Source organism: Flavobacterium supellecticarium, from assembly GCF_004801375.1.
Lineage (GTDB): Bacteria > Bacteroidota > Bacteroidia > Flavobacteriales > Flavobacteriaceae > Flavobacterium > Flavobacterium supellecticarium.
Map to the genome: position 1 here is coordinate 717,351 of NZ_SSNZ01000001.1, position 19,300 is coordinate 736,650.

18 protein-coding genes and 1 pseudogene are annotated in these 19,300 nt (G+C 40.6%); 11 read left to right on the forward strand and 8 right to left on the reverse strand.

The genetic code is table 11. The features are described from left to right. Positions 1-151: 151 nt before the first annotated feature. From E6C50_RS03345 to E6C50_RS03365, 7 genes are all read right to left on the reverse strand, one after another. A complete protein-coding gene (locus E6C50_RS03345; protein ID WP_230978948.1) occupies positions 152-817 on the reverse strand; it encodes a type II secretion system F family protein in 666 nt (221 codons plus the stop codon). 105 nt (positions 818-922) lie between these two features. Then, positions 923-1,078 (reverse strand): hypothetical protein, encoded by a 156-nt coding sequence (locus E6C50_RS17930; RefSeq protein ID WP_230978949.1) that lies wholly within the window; start codon positions 1,076-1,078, stop codon positions 923-925. Between the two features lie 72 nt (positions 1,079-1,150). Then, positions 1,151-1,486: a hypothetical protein gene (locus E6C50_RS03350; RefSeq protein ID WP_230978950.1), complete on the reverse strand. Its 336-nt coding sequence runs from the start codon at positions 1,484-1,486 to the stop codon at positions 1,151-1,153. A gap of 6 nt (positions 1,487-1,492) precedes the next feature. After that, entirely contained in the window at positions 1,493-1,621 is a 129-nt protein-coding gene (locus E6C50_RS17935) for a prepilin-type N-terminal cleavage/methylation domain-containing protein (RefSeq protein WP_230978951.1), read from the reverse strand. Next, complete coding sequence (locus E6C50_RS03355) at positions 1,611-1,898, reverse strand: hypothetical protein (protein ID WP_230978952.1); 288 nt, start codon at positions 1,896-1,898, stop codon at positions 1,611-1,613. Before E6C50_RS03355 ends, E6C50_RS17935 begins: the two co-directional genes overlap by 11 nt. Before the next feature lie 45 nt (positions 1,899-1,943). Continuing rightward, the gene (locus E6C50_RS03360) at positions 1,944-2,342 is read right to left on the reverse strand and encodes a polymer-forming cytoskeletal protein (RefSeq protein ID WP_136401774.1); all 399 of its coding nucleotides are present in this window, start codon (positions 2,340-2,342) and stop codon (positions 1,944-1,946) included. A gap of 24 nt (positions 2,343-2,366) precedes the next feature. After that, the gene (locus E6C50_RS03365) at positions 2,367-3,026 is read right to left on the reverse strand and encodes a hypothetical protein (protein ID WP_136401775.1); all 660 of its coding nucleotides are present in this window, start codon (positions 3,024-3,026) and stop codon (positions 2,367-2,369) included. 101 nt (positions 3,027-3,127) lie between these two features. Here E6C50_RS03365 and E6C50_RS03370 point away from each other — a divergent pair. Then, a pseudogene (locus E6C50_RS03370) lies at positions 3,128-3,241 on the forward strand (XRE family transcriptional regulator); the annotation flags it as partial. 57 nt (positions 3,242-3,298) lie between these two features. Here E6C50_RS03370 and E6C50_RS03375 read toward each other — a convergent pair. Further along, complete coding sequence (locus E6C50_RS03375) at positions 3,299-3,715, reverse strand: OsmC family protein (RefSeq protein ID WP_136401776.1); 417 nt, start codon at positions 3,713-3,715, stop codon at positions 3,299-3,301. A 385-nt stretch (positions 3,716-4,100) separates the two neighbouring features. Here E6C50_RS03375 and E6C50_RS03380 point away from each other — a divergent pair, with 385 nt between their 5' ends. The 10 genes from E6C50_RS03380 (at position 4,101) to E6C50_RS03425 (ending at position 19,188) form a co-directional block, all read left to right on the forward strand. After that, the gene (locus tag E6C50_RS03380) at positions 4,101-4,922 is read left to right on the forward strand and encodes a bestrophin family protein (protein ID WP_136401777.1); all 822 of its coding nucleotides are present in this window, start codon (positions 4,101-4,103) and stop codon (positions 4,920-4,922) included. A 139-nt stretch (positions 4,923-5,061) separates the two neighbouring features. Next, on the forward strand, positions 5,062-5,622 hold the full coding sequence (locus E6C50_RS03385) for a TetR/AcrR family transcriptional regulator (protein ID WP_136401778.1): 561 nt from the start codon (positions 5,062-5,064) through the stop codon (positions 5,620-5,622). Between the two features lie 74 nt (positions 5,623-5,696). After that, a complete protein-coding gene (locus tag E6C50_RS03390) occupies positions 5,697-6,791 on the forward strand; it encodes an MBL fold metallo-hydrolase (protein WP_136401779.1) in 1,095 nt (364 codons plus the stop codon). A 4-nt stretch (positions 6,792-6,795) separates the two neighbouring features. Beyond that, positions 6,796-7,011 (forward strand): hypothetical protein, encoded by a 216-nt coding sequence (locus E6C50_RS03395; RefSeq protein WP_136401780.1) that lies wholly within the window; start codon positions 6,796-6,798, stop codon positions 7,009-7,011. A 93-nt stretch (positions 7,012-7,104) separates the two neighbouring features. Then, positions 7,105-8,100, forward strand: a complete 996-nt coding sequence (locus tag E6C50_RS03400) for a DUF3667 domain-containing protein (RefSeq protein ID WP_136401781.1) — start codon at positions 7,105-7,107, stop codon at positions 8,098-8,100. A 77-nt stretch (positions 8,101-8,177) separates the two neighbouring features. Continuing rightward, entirely contained in the window at positions 8,178-9,419 is a 1,242-nt protein-coding gene (pepT, locus tag E6C50_RS03405) for a peptidase T (protein ID WP_136401782.1), read from the forward strand. Between the two features lie 6 nt (positions 9,420-9,425). Beyond that, a complete protein-coding gene (locus tag E6C50_RS03410; RefSeq protein WP_136401783.1) occupies positions 9,426-10,001 on the forward strand; it encodes a YdeI/OmpD-associated family protein in 576 nt (191 codons plus the stop codon). Between the two features lie 189 nt (positions 10,002-10,190). After that, on the forward strand, positions 10,191-10,781 hold the full coding sequence (locus tag E6C50_RS03415) for a phage tail protein (protein ID WP_136401784.1): 591 nt from the start codon (positions 10,191-10,193) through the stop codon (positions 10,779-10,781). 66 nt (positions 10,782-10,847) lie between these two features. After that, the gene (locus E6C50_RS03420; RefSeq protein ID WP_136401785.1) at positions 10,848-11,990 is read left to right on the forward strand and encodes an ABC transporter substrate-binding protein; all 1,143 of its coding nucleotides are present in this window, start codon (positions 10,848-10,850) and stop codon (positions 11,988-11,990) included. 25 nt (positions 11,991-12,015) lie between these two features. Beyond that, positions 12,016-19,188, forward strand: coding sequence for a T9SS type A sorting domain-containing protein (locus E6C50_RS03425; protein WP_136401786.1), 7,173 nt, complete (start codon positions 12,016-12,018; stop codon positions 19,186-19,188). The last annotated feature ends 112 nt before the right edge of the window (positions 19,189-19,300 follow it).

Consider the following 19,300-nt stretch of genomic DNA (forward strand, 5'->3'; position numbering starts at 1 on the left):
GACTTAACCACTTTTGATAATGGTTATTTAAAAAAATAAGAATTAGATTAATTAATAAAAATTTGAATGTAAAAATAGTTTTAATAAATACAATTTATTTCGTATAATCCGATAAATAATAGTATAATAACCAGCCTATAACATTACTCAACTAGAACATCGGCAAATACATGGCCACCAATACGCCCACAAAAACGATAATAAGCGGTTCGAGTACGATCGACATTACTTTCGATTGCAGAATGACTTCCTGATTGTATTGTTCGTTTAATTGTTTAAAGACATATTCGGTCTGATTGGTCTCTTCTGCCACTTTAACCAGTGAAATAATCCGACTGTCGAACATTCGGTTTCCTTTTAGACTGATACTTAAACTATGTCCCAGAAGAATATTTTTTTCTACATTTTCCAATGCCTCTTTTAGCGGTACAAAACCGATCATTATTTTCACCATCTGAATACTATTCAGAATCGGAACCTTCGAAGCGGTTAATAACGCAACCGCCTGCGTAAACTGTGCCAAATAAACCTTACTGATAAAAGGTCCTAAAAACGGGATTCGCAACGCTAAATAATGGATTGCTTTTGTATAATTTTCATTTTTCCGAAGCAGTCTTCCAGCAAATAAAGCCGATAGCATTAATAGGACAAAAAGAAAACCATAGGATTTTACAAGATCGGATAAACGGATGATCATTTTAGTTAAAAAAGGTATTTGCTTAAAGATATCCTGAAACATCGGTACCACATAACTCAACATAAAAAATACAACGAGGATGGCCGTAAAAAACACCCAGTTCCCGGCAAACCTGTGCAATCGTTCCGGTTTCCTTCCCTATTTTCAAGGAATAGAATACATACTCGGAAAAGTTTTTCGAAGTATTTATCGCTTCCGAAAACGGTTTTCAGTTAACCACATCGGTTATTTCCCGATCATTTCTTTATCCGCCGGTTTTTTAAGTGATTCAATAATCAGCGTAAGCCCTTCTTTTAGGGTAATTCCGGCTTTTAACAACACGGCCAGCTCCTGATAAAAAGCCTGTTTCTTTTTGGTCGTAAAACCGCCGCCAAAAAGCACAATCTTTTTTTTAAGAGCGCCTGTAAGTCGCTTTGTCCTTTATCTACCGTTTTCTGTTGTCTATTTTCTAACTTAAAAGCCATTGGTGTTGATAAAAAAAGTTACATCGTTTCTTTTGGAAACAAAAACATTATGATTCGGTAAATTCGTTTCACCCGATAATGAAATGGCATCAACCGATCCGCCGCTGACCTCTCTCCCTTGAAAAAACAATTTTTGCAACAACAATTTCGGTTGTATCGTATCGGTATTTCTTAACAGGGATTCTCGAAAGAAATAACGGGCTGTATCGGTTTCAGATACCATAAAAAGTAGTTGTTCCGCCGATTGGTATTCGATATGCGGATGTTTGGAAAAATCCTGCCATAACTTTTGTTCAAAAAATGCCAACGCAACCTGATTGTCCAAATGTTTCTAAAAGCCAATGATCTCTTTTTGTACCAATCGCAAGATGCTAAATGCTAATCCGACCACAATGGCAGTAAGTACCATTACAATAAGTAATTCGGCTAAGGTAAAAGAATAGAGTTTCTTATTCAACATGACAGCTTTTTCGGGTTATTACTTTACTGTTGGTCGTATTTACCACATTAATCCGGTACCATTTGTCCTTTTTGGCTTCGGGTTCGATACTAATAGTCCACGATTGCCATTCTTCCCGATAGGGCATTCGCAACATATTATTCTGAAACAGGCATTCCACTTCATTCGGTTTATTTTCAATCGGATTTGTATTTTTAGAAAACGTATTTAACAACAAGTTATTTAAAATAAGACTGGCGATCATAAAAACAATTACAATCAGTGCCGTAGCAACCAATACTTCTACTAATGTAGCCGATCTTATTTTTTTAGTACAACCATTTCACCACAATTTTGTCCTGATCTTCCAAAAGCATTCCACCGTAAAATCTGGTATATTTTGATTTTCAACAACACCGTTAAACAAATGATTCAAATAAATCGACCCACCCTGATTGGTGAGAAAATATCGGGTATATACCGATCCCGAAACAGTACCTTTTAATTCCAGATTTCCGTCGCAAAATACCTGTCCTGCGATTTTGGCCGAGGTTTCCACTACAATTTGCGGATAAAAATCGGTTAGCACTTTTTCAAGTAAACATCCGACCACTCCTTTTACCTGCGCATTTTCATCAATAAAAAGCTGCTTATCGTGTAAATATTGCTGCGTATTGTTTTTTAACGGATCCTTTACTAATAACAAAGCCGACGGATAGGCCAAGACACAATTCTTATTCACTTTAATCCGTTCCGAAGCAATAACCTAAAACGTACCGATAGTTCCTTCTTCAATTTCAACAATTGGGGCAATCAGGATAATGTCTTTTAATGCCGAAGTATTTTTTACTACAATCAGCGAATCCGACCGAACGATAAAATTTCCGGTAAGCCTAACATCCGCCAGTAGTTGCGGATCGGCCGAACGAATTACTTTCGTTTTTTCTCTAAACGAGCAAACTGAATGCTTCTGATTTAGAAGTCCTGTATTTTCGTCATTTTTATTTTTCGAAAGTATCGCAGTAAGCATTTTTAATGCATCGCGGTAACTTGAATATAATTTTGGTAATTCGCCCTTACTGCGTCCGATGCTTCCTGCTACCAATTGTTTTCCGTAAAAACTGTTTCCGGCAATATAACCGGGTCGTATTCCTTGTTCCGGTAAAACCGCTTTTCCTGTTATCTTTGTATTTCCAATGACAATCAACGGCGTATTTTCATCACTCAAATAAAGCGTTGGCGATTCGACACGGTCGAGTTTTGTTGCCAATAATCCGACTTTATCAAATCGTTTTTTCCGATGTGCCGTAACCACATAAGCTTTTTCGAAAACGCCCCAGAGAGAAGTGATAGCCCGAACCGATTGACCTTCAGCTTCCGATGGAATCGTCAGCGTATCCTGTCCCGGTTTCACATCGGACGTCAACAAATAATCAAAACCGCCATCGGCTATTCTTACATTGGCTACTGCCGCTTCCGACTGTTGTTTGAGGTAAACAAAGGTATAGGCATATAAAATGAGTCCGGCCTATCGATAAATTGGTTGAGCTTCACGAAGAGAAGATTGCGCTATACGAGCGTATGCTAAAAGAAAAAGACGAAATGATGGCGCGCTTGGAAAAGCTAATTGAAAGTAAATAAACCATAATCGAATTATAAACACCTGACAGGTTTTCGAAACCTGTCAGGTGTTGTTTATTATACCAATGCTGCTACTAAAATGATTTCGGCTTTTAACAATTGTGAAATTGGACAGTTTTCTTTGGCATCCAAAGCAGCTTTTTGGAACGCTTCTTCCGAAATTTCCGGTACGCTGGCTTTAACGTCCAATTGTACCTGAGTGATTTTACCATCTTCGAAAACTACTTTGGCATTCGTATCGATGTTATCGGCTGTAAATCCGGCTTCATTTAATACGAAACTTAACTTCATTGAAAAACAACCGGCATGCGCCGCACCAATCAGTTCTTCGGGATTGGTTCCCACACCATCTTCAAAACGGGTTTTAAACGACAAATTGGCCTTGTTTAATGTTGTACTTTGCGTGGATACGGAACCTTTTCCTTCCATACCGCTACCTTTCCAGTTCGCACTGGCTCTTCTGATTAATTTCATAGTTGTTGTTTTTTAGCTCCTATAAAGTTAACGATTTCATATAAACAAAAGGTTAAATCTCGGTAGCAAGTCATTTATCCTTTTTGATAAATCGCTGGAATCGGATATTTCAGCACTATAATTCCGACTTTTATTCTCCTTCTGTCGATACAACCACGCCAATTGCATCTTATATTATAGTAACCTTATTTAATGATTATTCTTTCATTATATACACATTAAAAAATGCATTTCGTCGGTAAAATATGACACTTTATCGATATGTTTGTTTTTTTAATGGTATAAAATTTTAGAATCAAGAAAAAAGTATAATTTTATAAGAAACCCCCCAACAATTTACCGGAATAGTACAATATGTAATTATTATTGTTAAAAATCAAGTGCTATGTATACAAAAAGAAACAAAACAATTAGCAAAAAGTTTATATTTTGGCCTAAAAATATTGGTTACGTATTAATTTTCTGGGCTGTCATTCAAACACTTTCATACCAGTATCTTGACTTAAAATGGATCACATTACAGTGGATCCCCGTTGCGATTATCGGTTTGTTATCACTTATTGTTTTTAGTCTGAAAAACATACGAATCCAAAAACACCGTTCCGAAACCGATATGCTTTGGAATACGATTATTCGTACAAGTACTACATGGGCCTCTTTTTTGCAAAACAGCTTTGCAATAAAAGCAGAAATCTATCAGGAATTAAAAAACAGACATCAGGCATGGCTGCTTGTACTTCAGAATCAGCTGAACTCACAGCAAGAAAACGAAATCCTTAGCCTAAAAACCGAATTGGAGCCCTTGATTTCACAAAATGAAATCGACTATATCTGCAATCAAAAAAACAGTGCCAAACAGCTCATGGCTTTACAATCGCATCGGGTAAAAGAATTATTCGATCAAGGTATTATCGACAACAACCAGCATTTGACCTTATTGGGACATCTGGCCGATTATTACGAACTGCAATTACGTTGTGAAAAAAAGAATCAGCATTCGGACAACTCCCTATTGGCGACAATCAGCCTAATACTGATACAATTATTTATTATACTACTGCCCTTTGGACTGATCAATGCGTTTCAAAAAATAAAAAGCGACTATGTATTGCTCACAATTCCGTTGTGCTTACTCCTTTCGGTCTTCTTTATTTTTACCGAACAACAGGCACAAAAAAATCAGAAAGTTACTCCGGTCTCTTTTTAGCCCATTATAAAACAAGCAGAAGCACCATAAAGGTGCTTTTTTTAATACCGCTACTTTTTAAAAAAGTTAATTTTTTGCCAAATACTAAATCGCTACATAAAAAGCAGTACTTTTACCGACTGATTAGTCGATCTAAATTATGGACAAACAAAAAGAAATCCTTACCACTGCTTTAAAACTATTTGTAGACTACGGTTTCCATGGAACAGCAACCAGTAAGATTGCCAAAGAAGCCGGTGTAGCCAACGGTACTTTATTCCATTATTATAAGACTAAAGAAGATTTGATCATCGCACTTTATATCGATATTAAGTTACGGGTAGCCCAACATATTGAAAGCTATCGTGACGAGCATACCGAATATAAAGAACACTTTAAAAAACAATTTATCGGTCTGATGTTATGGTCATTGGAAAACGATTATGAGTTCCGTTTTATTCAGCAATTTTACTTTTCGCCTTATGCTTCGCTAATGGATTATGAAGAAATTCAGAAGTTATCCAAAAAAGGATGTGAAGAACTGGAAGAAGCTATGGAACAAAATCATATCAAAAAACAACCGATCGATTACCTTATTGCGATCGTGAACAATTACGTTTTCGGAATACAACAGTATTTACGACAATCGAAACTAACTCCAGAAGAGAAAAAAGAAGTGATCTATAACTCCTACGAAACCCTTTGGATTATGATTCACTAATTCTTTTTTTTAAATACTGTAGAGTGATTAGTCAATCTAAACTATTTTAAAAAAACATGCTTTTACGAAAAATTATGATACCCCTTTGCATCTTAATCCTATCCCTTACTCTTGGCGTTTATTTGTTTTTACAACAACCCAAATTTGGAAAACTTCCATCGGGCGAACGATTGGAACGCATAAAAAAATCACCAAACTTCCATGACGGACAGTTTCAGAATAGCAGTGAAACACCCGATCTAACCGAAGGTGCCAGCTATTTTTCGGTTTTAAAGGAATTTATATTTAAAGAAAACACCCGGGTAAAACCAAGCTCGGAATTACCGGCCGTAAAAACCGACCTGCATAAAATCGCTCGAAATGAGGATGTCTTTATCTGGTTTGGACATTCCTCTTATTTCCTGCAAACCAATGGTATTAAATTCCTGATCGATCCGGTTTTTAGCGGAGCCGCCTCTCCTATCCGGATGACGACCAAAAGTTTTGGTGGTAGCGATCGTTATACCACAGCCGATATTCCGGAAATCGACTATCTGATCATCACGCATGATCACTGGGATCACCTTGATTATGAAACGGTAAAAAATCTGAAAAGCAAGGTTAAAACCGTAATCTGTGGATTGGGCGTAGGCGAACATCTGGAATATTGGGGTTATGACAAATCCCGTATTATCGAAAAAGACTGGCATGAAACTATTGAGTTGATCAATAATACAAAATTACATACCACACCGGCACGTCATTTTTCCGGCAGAGGATTGTCCCGAAACAAATCGCTATGGTTGTCGTTTGTACTGGAAACACCCGATAAAAGAATTTTTATCGGTGGCGATGGCGGATATGATCATCATTTCAAGGCAATCGGAGATAAATTCGGCTCATTTGATTTGGCCATTATTGAATGCGGACAATATGATAAAAACTGGAAATACATTCATTTAATGCCCGAAGAAGTCCTGCAGGTCGCACAGGATTTGAATACCGAAAAGCTGATTCCGGTTCACTGGAGTAAATTTTCGCTGGCCAATCACAACTGGGACGAACCCATTTCCCGTCTGGAAACCTTAAACGACAACCCGGCTTTACGTCTTTGTACTCCTATGATTGGAGAAAAGATGAATCTCGATGCCAATACAACCTTCACCCAATGGTGGAAAAATGTAAATTAATCCGATGCTAACTATGTTATATATCTTTAAAACAAGCGTCCAAAGTCAAAAAGACGCCAGAGCCATCAGTCGTATTTTCGAAGCAAACAGTAACATTATCCATTTTAATTTTGATCTGGAAGATTGCGATAAGATCCTTCGCGTAAAAAGTGAAAGCCTAAAAGCTCCGGAAATCATCGCATTGGTTTCCCATTTAAAACATTCCTATGAAGAGCTTTAGCATTAAATAAACAATAAATATTTTGTTTTATTTATCAATTTTTATTCATAAATATCAATTTTTATTATTTTTATCGCACCAATATGCCCTATAATGAGCCACGATAAAATACGCGATCACATTGACTGTTTAAATTGCGGAAAAATTGTTACCGAAAAATACTGCCCAAACTGCGGTCAGGATAACACCGAATCCCGAAAGTCATTTCACTATCTGTTTACGCATTTTGTAGAAGATTTTACGCATTATGACAATGCCTTTTGGAAAACCATGAAATATTTGTTGTTTCGTCCTTCGCGCCTTACCCGTGAATATTTGGCCGGTAAACGAAAACACTATGTGGCTCCTGTAAAGCTGTATATTTTTATCAGTTTTATAACTTTTTTCCTACCTGGAGTACTTCCGGAAATTGATCACGATAACGAAACCCAACGTGAGGTACGTAAGGCAGAAGCCCACAAATATGATTACAACTACGAAGAAGCCGATTCGATTCTAAAAGCAAGCACAGGTAGAAAAATCCCAACCATAGGCAACTATAGTTCGGTAAAAGAATACGATTCGATACAAAAGACGCTTCCGGCAGCCAAAAAAGGTTCCGGAATAATGGGAAAATTTGAAAAAAGGGTAGCCGAAATAAACGAAAAATATACTACAAAAGAAATCATCGAAAAATTCAAGGAATCATTTATTCATAACCTTCCAAAAGTACTTTTCCTCTATCTGCCGTTATTTGCTTTTTCGCTATGGCTTTTTCACAATAAAAAGAAATGGTACTATTTTGAGCACGGTATTTTTACGCTCCATTATTTTTCATTCCTGCTACTCAACACCATGCTGTTTCTAACAGTGAGCTGGTTGCTGAAACTAATGGGTGATAATGGCTTTTTAACATTTTTAGAGTTTATACTAACCTGTATTTATCTGGGTTGGGGCTTTACCTACTTTTTTAAAGCACACCGTTTTTTTTACGGCGAGAAACGTTATATCTCAAATCTAAAGAGTTTGGTTCTGTTTTTTGTCAATTCGTTCCTTATAACGGTTGTACTGCTACTGTTTATCATTTATACCCTATTATACCTTCATTAATTTGAATTTATTCTAAAAAGTACGACGTTTCATTTTAATGAAATAGTCGTACTTTTGTGTATCTTAAATATTTTAAAATGCAACATATTATTGATCGTTTTATCAGTTATGTAACTGTTGACACCGAATCTGATCCGAATTCCGATACCACTCCAAGTACAGCCAAACAATGGGATTTGGCCAATCAATTAGTTGAAGAGTTAAAAGCCATTGGTATGGAAGAGGTAACCATCGACGCCAATGCGTATATCATGGCTACCCTACCGAGTAATGTGGAACACGACGTACCGACTATCGGTTTTATTTCGCATTTTGATACCACTCCCGATTTTACCGGAGCGAATATCAAACCACAGATCGTAGAAAACTACGACGGAAAAGACATTATCTTAAACAAAGAGCAAAACATTGTATTATCACCAGGTTACTTTAAAGATTTGTTGCAATACAAAGGACAAACGCTTATCACTACCGATGGAACGACGCTTTTAGGAGCCGACGATAAAGCCGGAATCACCGAGATTGTAACCGCTATGGAATACCTGATCAATAATCCGGAAATTAAACACGGAAAGATTCGTATTGGCTTTACACCGGATGAAGAAATTGGTCGTGGCGCGCATAAATTTGACGTTGAAAAATTTGCTGCCGATTGGGCGTATACGATGGACGGAAGTCAGATTGGCGAACTGGAATATGAGAACTTTAATGCTGCCGGAGCCAAACTTACTTTTAGCGGAAAAAGCGTTCACCCGGGTTATGCCAAAGGGAAAATGATCAACTCAATGTTACTGGCAAACAAATTCATTTCCAAGTTACCAAAACACGAAACGCCACAGGAAACCAAAGGCTACGAAGGCTTTTTCCACGTAACCGGGATTAACGGTAGCATTGAGGAAACCAAAGTAGAATTGATTATCCGTGATCACGACCGTAAAAAATTCGAAAAACGCAAAAAGACCGTTGAAAAAATCGCGGCCAAGATCAATAAAAAATTCGCAAAACAATTCGGCGGACCGATTGTTAGCTGTGAGATCAAAGACAGTTACTATAACATGCGTGAAAAAGTGGAACCGGTCATCCACATTGTAGAAGTAGCCGAAAAAGCGATGAAGGAATTGGGGATCAAACCGATCATCAAACCGATTCGCGGGGGAACCGATGGTTGTCAGTTATCCTATATGGGCCTACCATGTCCGAATATCTTTGCCGGTGGTCATAATTTCCACGGAAAATACGAATATGTACCGGTAGAAAGCATGCAAAAAGCGATAGAAGTTATCGTAAAAATAGCCGAATTAACGGCCGCAAAAAAATAAATCCGAATGGATGAAAAACACAAATGGGACAAAGTAAACCAATGGGAAGAAGAATTGGATTATTTAAAAACAATCCTACTTCAAACCGAGTTGGTTGAAACCACCAAATGGGGTGGCCCGACCTATACCTGTAACGGCAAAAACGTACTGGGAATCGGCGGGTTTAAATCTTATGTTGGCATTTGGTTTTTCAACGGAATCCTCCTAAAAGATCCGCATAAAGTTTTGGTTAACGCCCAGGAAGGCGTTACCAAGGCTTTACGCCAATGGCGCTTCCAATCGAAAGCCGATATGGACGAAAAACTGATTTTACAGTATGTCCAGGAAGCCATTGCAAATGAAAAAGCCGGTATCCATTTTAAGCCGGAAAAAAAAGAAGCATTACAATCGGAATACCTACAACAACAATTGGCACAGGATACGAATCTACAAAATGCTTTTTCTCAATTTACCCCTTATAAACAAAAAGAATTCATCGAATATATTGCTACTGCCAAGCAGGAAAAGACCAAATTAAGTCGGTTTGAGAAGATCAAGCCTATGATTTTAGCAGGTATAGGACTAAATGATAAATATCGTTAAGATATCTTAAATTAACCTAAAAGATTTAATATAAACATACTAACCATTTTATTTGTTTAACAAAAAAGCAAAATATTATTAATTTTATTATAATAATACAATTGTCTTACAAAAACACGTAATTTTACCTAATATCAATCCTGTGCGTTTGCCTAGTTTTGTATAAACTTAACCACAAAATTTATATTTATGGAACAAATTATCGGACAAATCCAGGCATTTGCTTTTGGTTTTGCACCTGCGCAATGGGCATTCTGTGATGGACAAATCATGTCAATCGCACAAAACACCGCTTTATTTTCATTAATCGGGACAACTTATGGAGGGAACGGACAAACTACATTTGCCTTACCTGATTTAAGAGGGCGTTCTATCGTTCACCCGGGAACCGGACCAGGTTTAACAAACATCCAATGGGGTCAATCTGGAGGAGCAGAATCAATTACTTTAACAACCTCTAACATTCCACCTCACGTACACCAATTAGTGCCGGGAACAGGAGCCGGACAGGTAAATGTTCAAACGGTTATTCATACTAACCCTGGAAATCCAACCAACGAATCCGACAACGGAGGCAACAGTTTTGGTACAGGTGGAGCTGCGCCAAACACCTATAGCGAGCCGCCATTTAGTGGTGCAGATAAAGTAGGAAACATCACTACATCTATTAGCGGAACTACAGGTATTGCCGGAAGTGGTTTACCGTTTTCGATTCGTAGTCCTTATTTAGGAATCTATACCAGCATCGCATTATACGGTATTTTCCCTTCTCGTAATTAACGAAAAGTAAACAGTTAATTTCTAGGAGAGGAAGAATACGTTCATCCTCTCCTATTATTTTTATACATGAGTATACCAACAAAAATAGGAATCCTGATCCCGCAGTCCAAACAGTATAAAACCTTGGATCGGGATTTTATTCGTGGTATCAAGCTGAACAACCTAAACGTTCAATATTATGTTGAAAGTATCGGAATCGGCGCCAACGAACAATTGATCATTGATAAAATCCAGAAGCTTTATTTCCAGGAAGGCATCAACATTATTATCGGTTTCTTCGGACATCACAATATGCAACGCGTATATGAATATGCCTCCGATAACGACATACTGTTACTGGCTTCCGATATTGGCGCTACGGTACCCTATGCAATGAAAAAGCAAAAAGGTATCTGCATTAACTCGTACGGTCTGACCGAATCCTGTTATCTGCTAGGACAACACTTTTCGGACAAACAATACGACAAAATTGCCAGTGCCACTTCGTATTACGATTCGGGTTACGGAATGTTGTCAGCAATGGAAAATGCTTTAAGCAAAAGTGATATTACCATTTCCGGACATTATATCACACCTTTTTATCCGCGTGAAAATGAAGCGGAATGTATGCAACTTACCTTGGAACATTATAATCCGGAAGTTGTTTTTGCCTTTTACAGCGGTTTATATGCCGAAGAAAATGCTTCTTTTATCAATCATAACAAAGTTTCCCGGAAATACACCTTTTACACTACTCCATTCGCCATAAACGAAACCATCGTAAACGAATACCAGAACAACAACCTGCCACTCTATGTAGTGGCTTCGTGGTTTGAAAACTTTGCCCGTACTTCCGATTGTACTTTTCACGAACAGTTTAAAGCACAATATGACGAACCGGCAAGTGTATTTGCGATGTTAGGTTATGAAAACGGAGCCGTATTGGCTAAACTTCTTGAAACAGTTGATCAAACAGATACCCGTACCCTTTTACAGTATATCAACACGATACAAGTAGAAGGTCCACGAGGCATGATTCAATTCCATCCGGAAACGAATCGTACAAGATTTGATCATTACATATACAAATTGGAACGTCACTCCGACGATCAGGTATTTTTCGACCGTGTAGAGACACTTGTAAACGAAGGACACTTTATCGAAGAAGTAACGCAACAAGAGATGCCCCCAAAAATCGGTGGATGGCAAAATGCCTATTTATGTCATTAAAATTTAACCTCAATTATTTATTCACATGAAGCAGAGATTACTCGCAACCCTCGTATTCCTCTGTACATTTTTTGTACAGCAGAGTACCAAAGCGCAAACCCTCGGCCCTGGAGACATCGCCTTTATTGGCTATGATTTCGGGACAGTCGATGGATTTTCATTTATTGCGCTCAAACCCCTTCCTGCCGGAGAAACGATTTACTTTTCCGAACAGGGCTGGACAGCAACAGGCTGGGCCACAAGTACGGAAACCCACTTACGATGGGTTATCCCTTCTACGGTGCCTTGCGGAACGATTATTTCGATAATCGAAACTGGGCCAGATTCTTTTACCGTAACCGGTACTTCCGGGGTAACTATCGCTCTAAATTCGAACTTTAACCTATCGGCTGGTGACCAGATTTTGGCTTACCAAAGTACTAGCGGTGTAGCGCCAGCAAACCCTATCTTTATTGCTGGTGTTCACGGTGACTACAACAGTACGAACTACGACCCGGTTACAACCTGGAATGCTTCAAACGTAGCCGGTACAGCCGAAAGTATTGTTCCTACAGGACTTACCAACGGTGTAAACTGTATTTCGCTTTTCCCGGCTCCGGGTCCTGAAGTTGCTAACAGCAAATATACAGGAACCTTAACCGGAACAGCTGCGGCATTAAGAGCCAGTATCAATACGGCTTCCAATTGGTCAAATAATGGTACTGCTTCACTTGGTATCACACCATCTGGTTATGCTGCGCCAAACGTTAACTGTACGGTTGTGGTAAACCCAACGGTAACCACAACTGCAGCAACCAATGTAGGGGCTGTAAAAGCTACTCTAGGAGGTAACGTAACTGCCGACGGTGGTGCAACAGTTACTGAAAGAGGAATTGTATGGGCTACATCGGCCAATCCAACGACATCAGACAACAAAGTTACTATTGGAAGCGGAACCGGAACCTTTAGTTCGGTTATTTCGTCGTTGCCATCTGCGACGACCATCCATTTCAGAGCGTATGCTATTAACTCGTCTGGAACGGCTTATGGAAGCGACTTAACGTTCACAACAAATGCGACTTTATCCGCAACTTCATCATTCACTACTGTTTCTTGTAACGGTGGTGGTAACGGTACTGCTACAGTAGTAGCTTCCGGTGGTGTAACACCATATACCTATTCATGGGCTCCTTCAGGAGGTACAAATGCTACTGCTACTGGTTTAGCTGTTGGCGTTTACACTTGTACGATTACTGATAACGAAGGAACTGTTATTACTCGTAGTGTAACAATCACACAGCCAACAGCGATGTCGGCAGTGACTTCAAAAACCAATGTTAGCTGTAATGGTGGTGGTAATGGTACCGCTACAATAGTTACTTCAGGAGGTACGCCACCTTATACCTATTCATGGGCTCCATCGGGAGGTACAGCTGCAACAGCAACCGGTTTATCGGTAGGAAACTATACAGTTACCGTTACCGATGCTAATGCATGTACGATCACTCGTGGTTTCACGATTACACAACCATCAGCTATGGCGGTTACCACTTCAAGAACTGATCTTACCTGTAACGGAGGTTCAAACGGTATCGCTAGTGTTAACGTAACCGGAGGTGTTCCTCCTTATACGTATTCATGGGCTCCATCAGGAGGTACTGCTTCTATGGCCACAGGTTTAGCTGCTGGTACATACACTTGTACCATCACCGATTCAAATTCATGTACGGCAACAAGAAACTTTACAATCAGCCAGCCAACGGCATTAGTAGTTACTGCATCTTCACAAACGAATGTTGCCTGTAACGGAGGATCAAACGGTTCGGTTACTGTAGCTGTGTCCGGAGGTGTTCCTGGTTATACCTATTCATGGGCTCCATCTGGTGGAACAGCTGCAACAGCTACTGGTTTAGCAGCAGGTACCTATACCTGTACCGTAACCGATGCAAATGCTTGTACGAAAACTCAAACTTTTACTATTACACAACCGGCTACTTTTACTGCTACCAGTTCCTTTACTTCCGTTTCCTGTAATGGGGGTTCTAACGGAACTGCAACAGTAGTTCCTTCAGGAGGAACCGGACCGTATACGTATTCATGGGCTCCATCAGGGGGAACAGCGGCAACAGCTACCGGTTTAGCTGTAGGGGTTTATACTTGTACCATTACGGATGCGAATGCATGTAGTATTACAAGATCAGTTACCATCACACAACCGACAGCTCTAACTTCTACAGCATCTACTACAAGTGTTGCTTGTAACGGTGGATCAAATGGTGTTGCTACGATTAACGTTTCTGGAGGAACTGCTCCTTATACCTATTCATGGGCTCCATCTGGTGGAACAGCAGCAACAGCTTCTGGTTTAGCGGTAGGAGTTTATACCGTTACGGTTACCGATGCGAATGCGTGTACTTTAACAAGATCATTCACAATCACGCAACCAACGGCTTTAACGGCTACTACTTCTTCTACAAATGTTGCTTGTAATGGTGGTACTAACGGTACTGCAACGGTTAACGTTTCAGGTGGTACTCCGGGATATACCTATTCCTGGGCGCCTTCAGGAGGGACCGCTGCAACAGCTTCTGGTTTAGCTGCAGGTACTTATACCTGTACCATTACGGATGCGAATGCATGTAGTATTACAAGAACATTTACAATCACACAACCGGCTGCTTTAACAGCTTCTGGTTCAACCACAGCTGTTTCTTGTAATGGCGGTGCCAACGGTACAGCTACTGTAACGCCTTCAGGTGGTACAGGACCTTATACTTACTCATGGGCTCCATCAGGAGGTACAGCAGCTACCGCTACTGGTTTAGCTGTGGGTGTATATACCTGTACGATTACTGATGCTAATGCTTGTACTACTACAAGATCCGTTACCATCACTCAGCCTATTGCTTTAACCGCTTCAGGTTCTGCCACAGCTGTTTCTTGTAACGGTGGTTCGAACGGTACAGCTACTGTAGTAGCTGCAGGTGGTGTTGGACCTTATACCTATTCATGGGCTCCTACAGGAGGTACAGCAGCTACCGCTACTGGTTTAGCTGTGGGTGTATATACCTGTACGATTACAGATGCTAATGCTTGTACCACTACAAGATCAGTTACCATCACACAACCAACTGCTATGGCTATTACCACTTCCAGAACAGATCTTGCTTGTAACGGAGGTTCTAATGGTATCGCTAGCGTTAACGTAACTGGAGGTACTGCTCCATATACCTATTCATGGGCTCCGTCTGGAGGTACAGCTGCAACAGCTACCGGTTTAGCAGCAGGTACTTATACTTGTACAATCACCGATAACAATGGTTGTACAGCAACAAGAAACTTTACAATCAACCAGCCAACGGCATTAGCTGTTACTATATCTTCACAAACAAATGTTGCTTGTAACGGAGGAACTAATGGTTCGGCTACTGTTAGCGTAACAGGAGGTGTTCCTGGTTATACCTATTCATGGGCTCCATCAGGAGGTACAGCTGCAACAGCTACTGGTTTAGCCGCAGGTACTTACACATGTACTGTAACCGATGCTAACGCTTGTACTAAAACACAAACAGTTACCATCGTAGCGCCAAATGCAATAACTGCCACTACTTCATCTACCAACGTTTCTTGTAACGGTGGATCGAACGGAACAGCTACTGTTGTTGCTGCAGGTGGTGTTGGACCTTATACCTATTCATGGGCTCCTACAGGAGGTACAGCAGCTACCGCTACTGGTTTAGCTGTGGGTGTATATACAGTTACGATTACTGATGCGAACGCTTGTTCTATCACTAGATCGGTTACTATTACACAACCGACTGCTTTAGTTGCTTCGGCTTCTTCGCAAACGAATATTGCTTGTAACGGAAGTTCAACTGGATCAGCTACTGTAGCTGTAACGGGTGGAACAGCTCCTTATACTTATTCATGGGCTCCTTCTGGAGGTACTGCTGCTACCGCTACTGGTTTAGTTGCTGGTACGTATACTGTGACGGTTACTGATGCTAACGCATGTACAGCGACTCGTTCATTCACAATTACACAACCGACTGCTTTAACTGCTACTTCTTCTTTCACATCTGTTTCTTGTAACGGTGGATCGAATGGTACTGCTTCTGTTACTGCCTCTGGTGGAACAGGACCTTACACGTATGCTTGGGCTCCTTTAGGAGGTACAGCTGCTACTGCTACTGGTTTAGCTGTGGGTGTATATACAGTTACGATTACTGATGCGAACGCTTGTTCTATCACTAGATCGGTTACTATTACACAACCGACTGCTTTAGTTGCTTCGGCTTCTTCGCAAACGAATATTGCTTGTAACGGAAGTTCAACTGGATCAGCTACTGTAGCTGTAGCGGGTGGAACAGCTCCTTATACTTATTCATGGGCTCCTTCTGGAGGTACTGCTGCTACCGCTACTGGTTTAGTTGCTGGTACGTATACTGTGACGGTTACTGATGCTAACGCATGTACAGCGACTCGTTCATTCACAATTACACAACCGACTGCTTTAACTGCTACTTCTTCTTTCACATCTGTTTCTTGTAACGGTGGATCGAATGGTACTGCTTCTGTTACTGCCTCTGGTGGAACAGGACCTTACACATATGCTTGGGCTCCTTCAGGAGGTACAGCTGCTACTGCTACTGGTTTAGTTGCTGGTACTTACACTGTAACCATTACAGATGCTAATACTTGTTCTATAACAAGATCAATCACGATTTCTCAGCCTAGTGCTTTAGTAGCTACAGCTTCGGCTCAAACTAACGTAGCTTGTAACGGTGGAACTAACGGTTCGGCTACTGTTGCCGTAACAGGTGGTGTTGGACCATATACATATGCTTGGGCTCCTACAGGAGGTACTGCTGCTACTGCTACTGGTTTAGCTGCGGGTACTTATACTGTAACGGTTACCGATGCAAACGCATGTTCTACTACACGTTCATTCACAATTACACAACCAACTGCTTTAGTAGCTACAGCTTCGACTCAAACTAACGTAGCTTGTAACGGTGGAACTAACGGTTCGGCTACTGTTGCTGTAACAGGTGGTGTTGGACCATATACATATGCTTGGGCTCCTACAGGAGGTACTGCTGCTACTGCTACTGGTTTAGCTGCGGGTACTTATACTGTAACGGTTACCGATGCTAACGCATGTTCTACTACACGTTCATTCACAATTACACAACCAACTGCTTTAGTAGCTACAGCTTCGACTCAAACTAACGTAGCTTGTAACGGTGGTGCTAACGGTTCGGCTACTGTTGCTGTAACAGGTGGTGTTGGACCATATACATATGCTTGGGCTCCTACAGGAGGTACTGCTGCTACTGCTACAGGATTAGCTGCGGGTACTTATACTGTAACGGTTACCGATGCTAACGCATGTTCTACTACACGTTCATTCACAATTACACAACCAACTGCTTTAGTAGCTACAGCTTCGGCTCAAACTAACGTAGCTTGTAACGGTGGTGCTAACGGTTCGGCTACTGTTGCCGTAACGGGTGGTACTGGTGCTTATACTTACGTTTGGGCTCCAACTGGTGGAACTGCTGCAACAGCTACAGGATTAGCCGCAGGAACTTATACAGTTACGGTTACCGATGCAAATGCATGTTCTACAACGCAGTCATTTACAATTACACAACCAACTGCTTTAGTAGCTACAGCTTCGGCTCAAACTAACGTTTCTTGTAACGGGGGTACTAACGGTTCGGCTACTGTTGCCGTAACGGGTGGTACTGGTGCTTATACTTACGTTTGGGCTCCAACTGGTGGAACTGCTGCAACAGCTACAGGATTAGCCGCAGGAACTTATACAGTTACGGTTACCGATGCAAATGCATGTTCTACAACGCAGTCATTTACAATTACACAACCAACTGCTTTAGTAGCTACAGCTTCGGCTCAAACTAACGTTGCTTGTAACGGTGGTGCTAACGGTTCGGCTACTGTTGCCGTAACGGGTGGTACTGGTGCTTATACTTACGTTTGGGCTCCAACTGGTGGAACTGCTGCAACAGCTACAGGATTAGCCGCAGGAACTTATACAGTTACGGTTACCGATGCAAATGCATGTTCTACAACGCAGTCATTTACAATTACACAACCAACTGCTTTAGTAGCTACAGCTTCGGCTCAAACTAACGTTGCTTGTAACGGGGGTACTAACGGTTCGGCTACTGTTGCCGTAACGGGTGGTACTGGTGCTTATACTTACGTTTGGGCTCCAACTGGTGGAACTGCTGCAACAGCTACAGGATTAGCCGCAGGAACTTATACAGTTACGGTTACCGATGCAAATGCATGTTCTACAACGCAGTCATTTACAATTACGGAACCAGGTGCTACTACCGTAACGGCTCAACCTACCAACAGTACAATCACTGCTGGTGGAAATGCTACGTTTACAGTAACAGCTACAAATGCAACTTCTTATCAGTGGCAAATGAGTACTAATGGTACAACTTGGAATAACATTAGTAATGGTGGTACTAACCCTGTTGTTTCTGGTGCTACAACCAATACATTAACATTAACAGGAGTACCAGCTTCTTACAACGGACACCAGTTCCGAGCTGTTGTTGCTAACGGTACTTGTGCTTCTGTAAATTCAAACGCAGGAACATTAACTGTAAACAACTTGGCTATCCTTGCTGTTAACGATGACTTCTCTGCGAATCCGGTAGTAAATGCTACAGGTGGTGTTGCCGGAGATGTTACCGCAAATGACCTTTTAGGTGGTGCGCCAGTTAACGACAATGACATTACAATTACTTTAGTCAACAATGGTGGATTAACCGGAGTGACTATCGGTGCAAACGGAAATGTAAATGTACCTGCAGCTTCAGCTCAGGGAACATATACATTAACATATTCAATCTGTGAGGTTGCTAACAGTACAAACTGTAGTACAGCTACTGCAATTGTTGTTGTTGCTCCTCCAATGGGTATTGCTGATTTCAACTCGGCTTCTGTGAGTATCTTCCCTAACCCGGCAGTTACAACAGTAACCATTAAAATGATGAATAACTACTCTAATGCAAGTGTGACTGTGTTCGATATGAACGGACGTCAGGTGATTCGCCAAAACTTACATAATGAGGAAAGCAGCATCAATGTTGATCAACTTGAAGCAGGAGTATATATCTTTAACATCGTAACCGATCAAGGTAAAACGACGAAGAGAGTAATCAAAACGAATAAATAATCCTGATTCGATTTTATAAAAGAACATCCGCCAAATGGCGGATGTTTTTGTTTTTGGAGGTTGTGTACACGATCTCTACACTCAAAATAAACGTTTATTTCAAACCGGACAG

Bases quoted from the DNA above. Each gene is read 5' to 3' on its own strand.
- E6C50_RS03375 (WP_136401776.1), bottom strand. From the start codon at position 3,715: ATGAAATTAATCAGAAGAGCCAGTGCGAACTGGAAAGGTAGCGGTATG.
- E6C50_RS03415 (WP_136401784.1), top strand. From the start codon at position 10,191: ATGGAACAAATTATCGGACAAATCCAGGCATTTGCTTTTGGTTTTGCA.
- E6C50_RS03420 (WP_136401785.1), top strand. From the start codon at position 10,848: ATGAGTATACCAACAAAAATAGGAATCCTGATCCCGCAGTCCAAACAG.
- E6C50_RS03390 (WP_136401779.1), top strand. From the start codon at position 5,697: ATGATACCCCTTTGCATCTTAATCCTATCCCTTACTCTTGGCGTTTAT.
- E6C50_RS03425 (WP_136401786.1), top strand. From the start codon at position 12,016: ATGAAGCAGAGATTACTCGCAACCCTCGTATTCCTCTGTACATTTTTT.
- E6C50_RS03410 (WP_136401783.1), top strand. From the start codon at position 9,426: ATGGATGAAAAACACAAATGGGACAAAGTAAACCAATGGGAAGAAGAA.
- E6C50_RS03400 (WP_136401781.1), top strand. From the start codon at position 7,105: ATGAGCCACGATAAAATACGCGATCACATTGACTGTTTAAATTGCGGA.
- E6C50_RS03385 (WP_136401778.1), top strand. From the start codon at position 5,062: ATGGACAAACAAAAAGAAATCCTTACCACTGCTTTAAAACTATTTGTA.
- pepT (WP_136401782.1), top strand. From the start codon at position 8,178: ATGCAACATATTATTGATCGTTTTATCAGTTATGTAACTGTTGACACC.
- E6C50_RS17935 (WP_230978951.1), bottom strand. From the start codon at position 1,621: ATGTTGAATAAGAAACTCTATTCTTTTACCTTAGCCGAATTACTTATT.
- E6C50_RS03395 (WP_136401780.1), top strand. From the start codon at position 6,796: ATGCTAACTATGTTATATATCTTTAAAACAAGCGTCCAAAGTCAAAAA.
- E6C50_RS03380 (WP_136401777.1), top strand. From the start codon at position 4,101: ATGTATACAAAAAGAAACAAAACAATTAGCAAAAAGTTTATATTTTGG.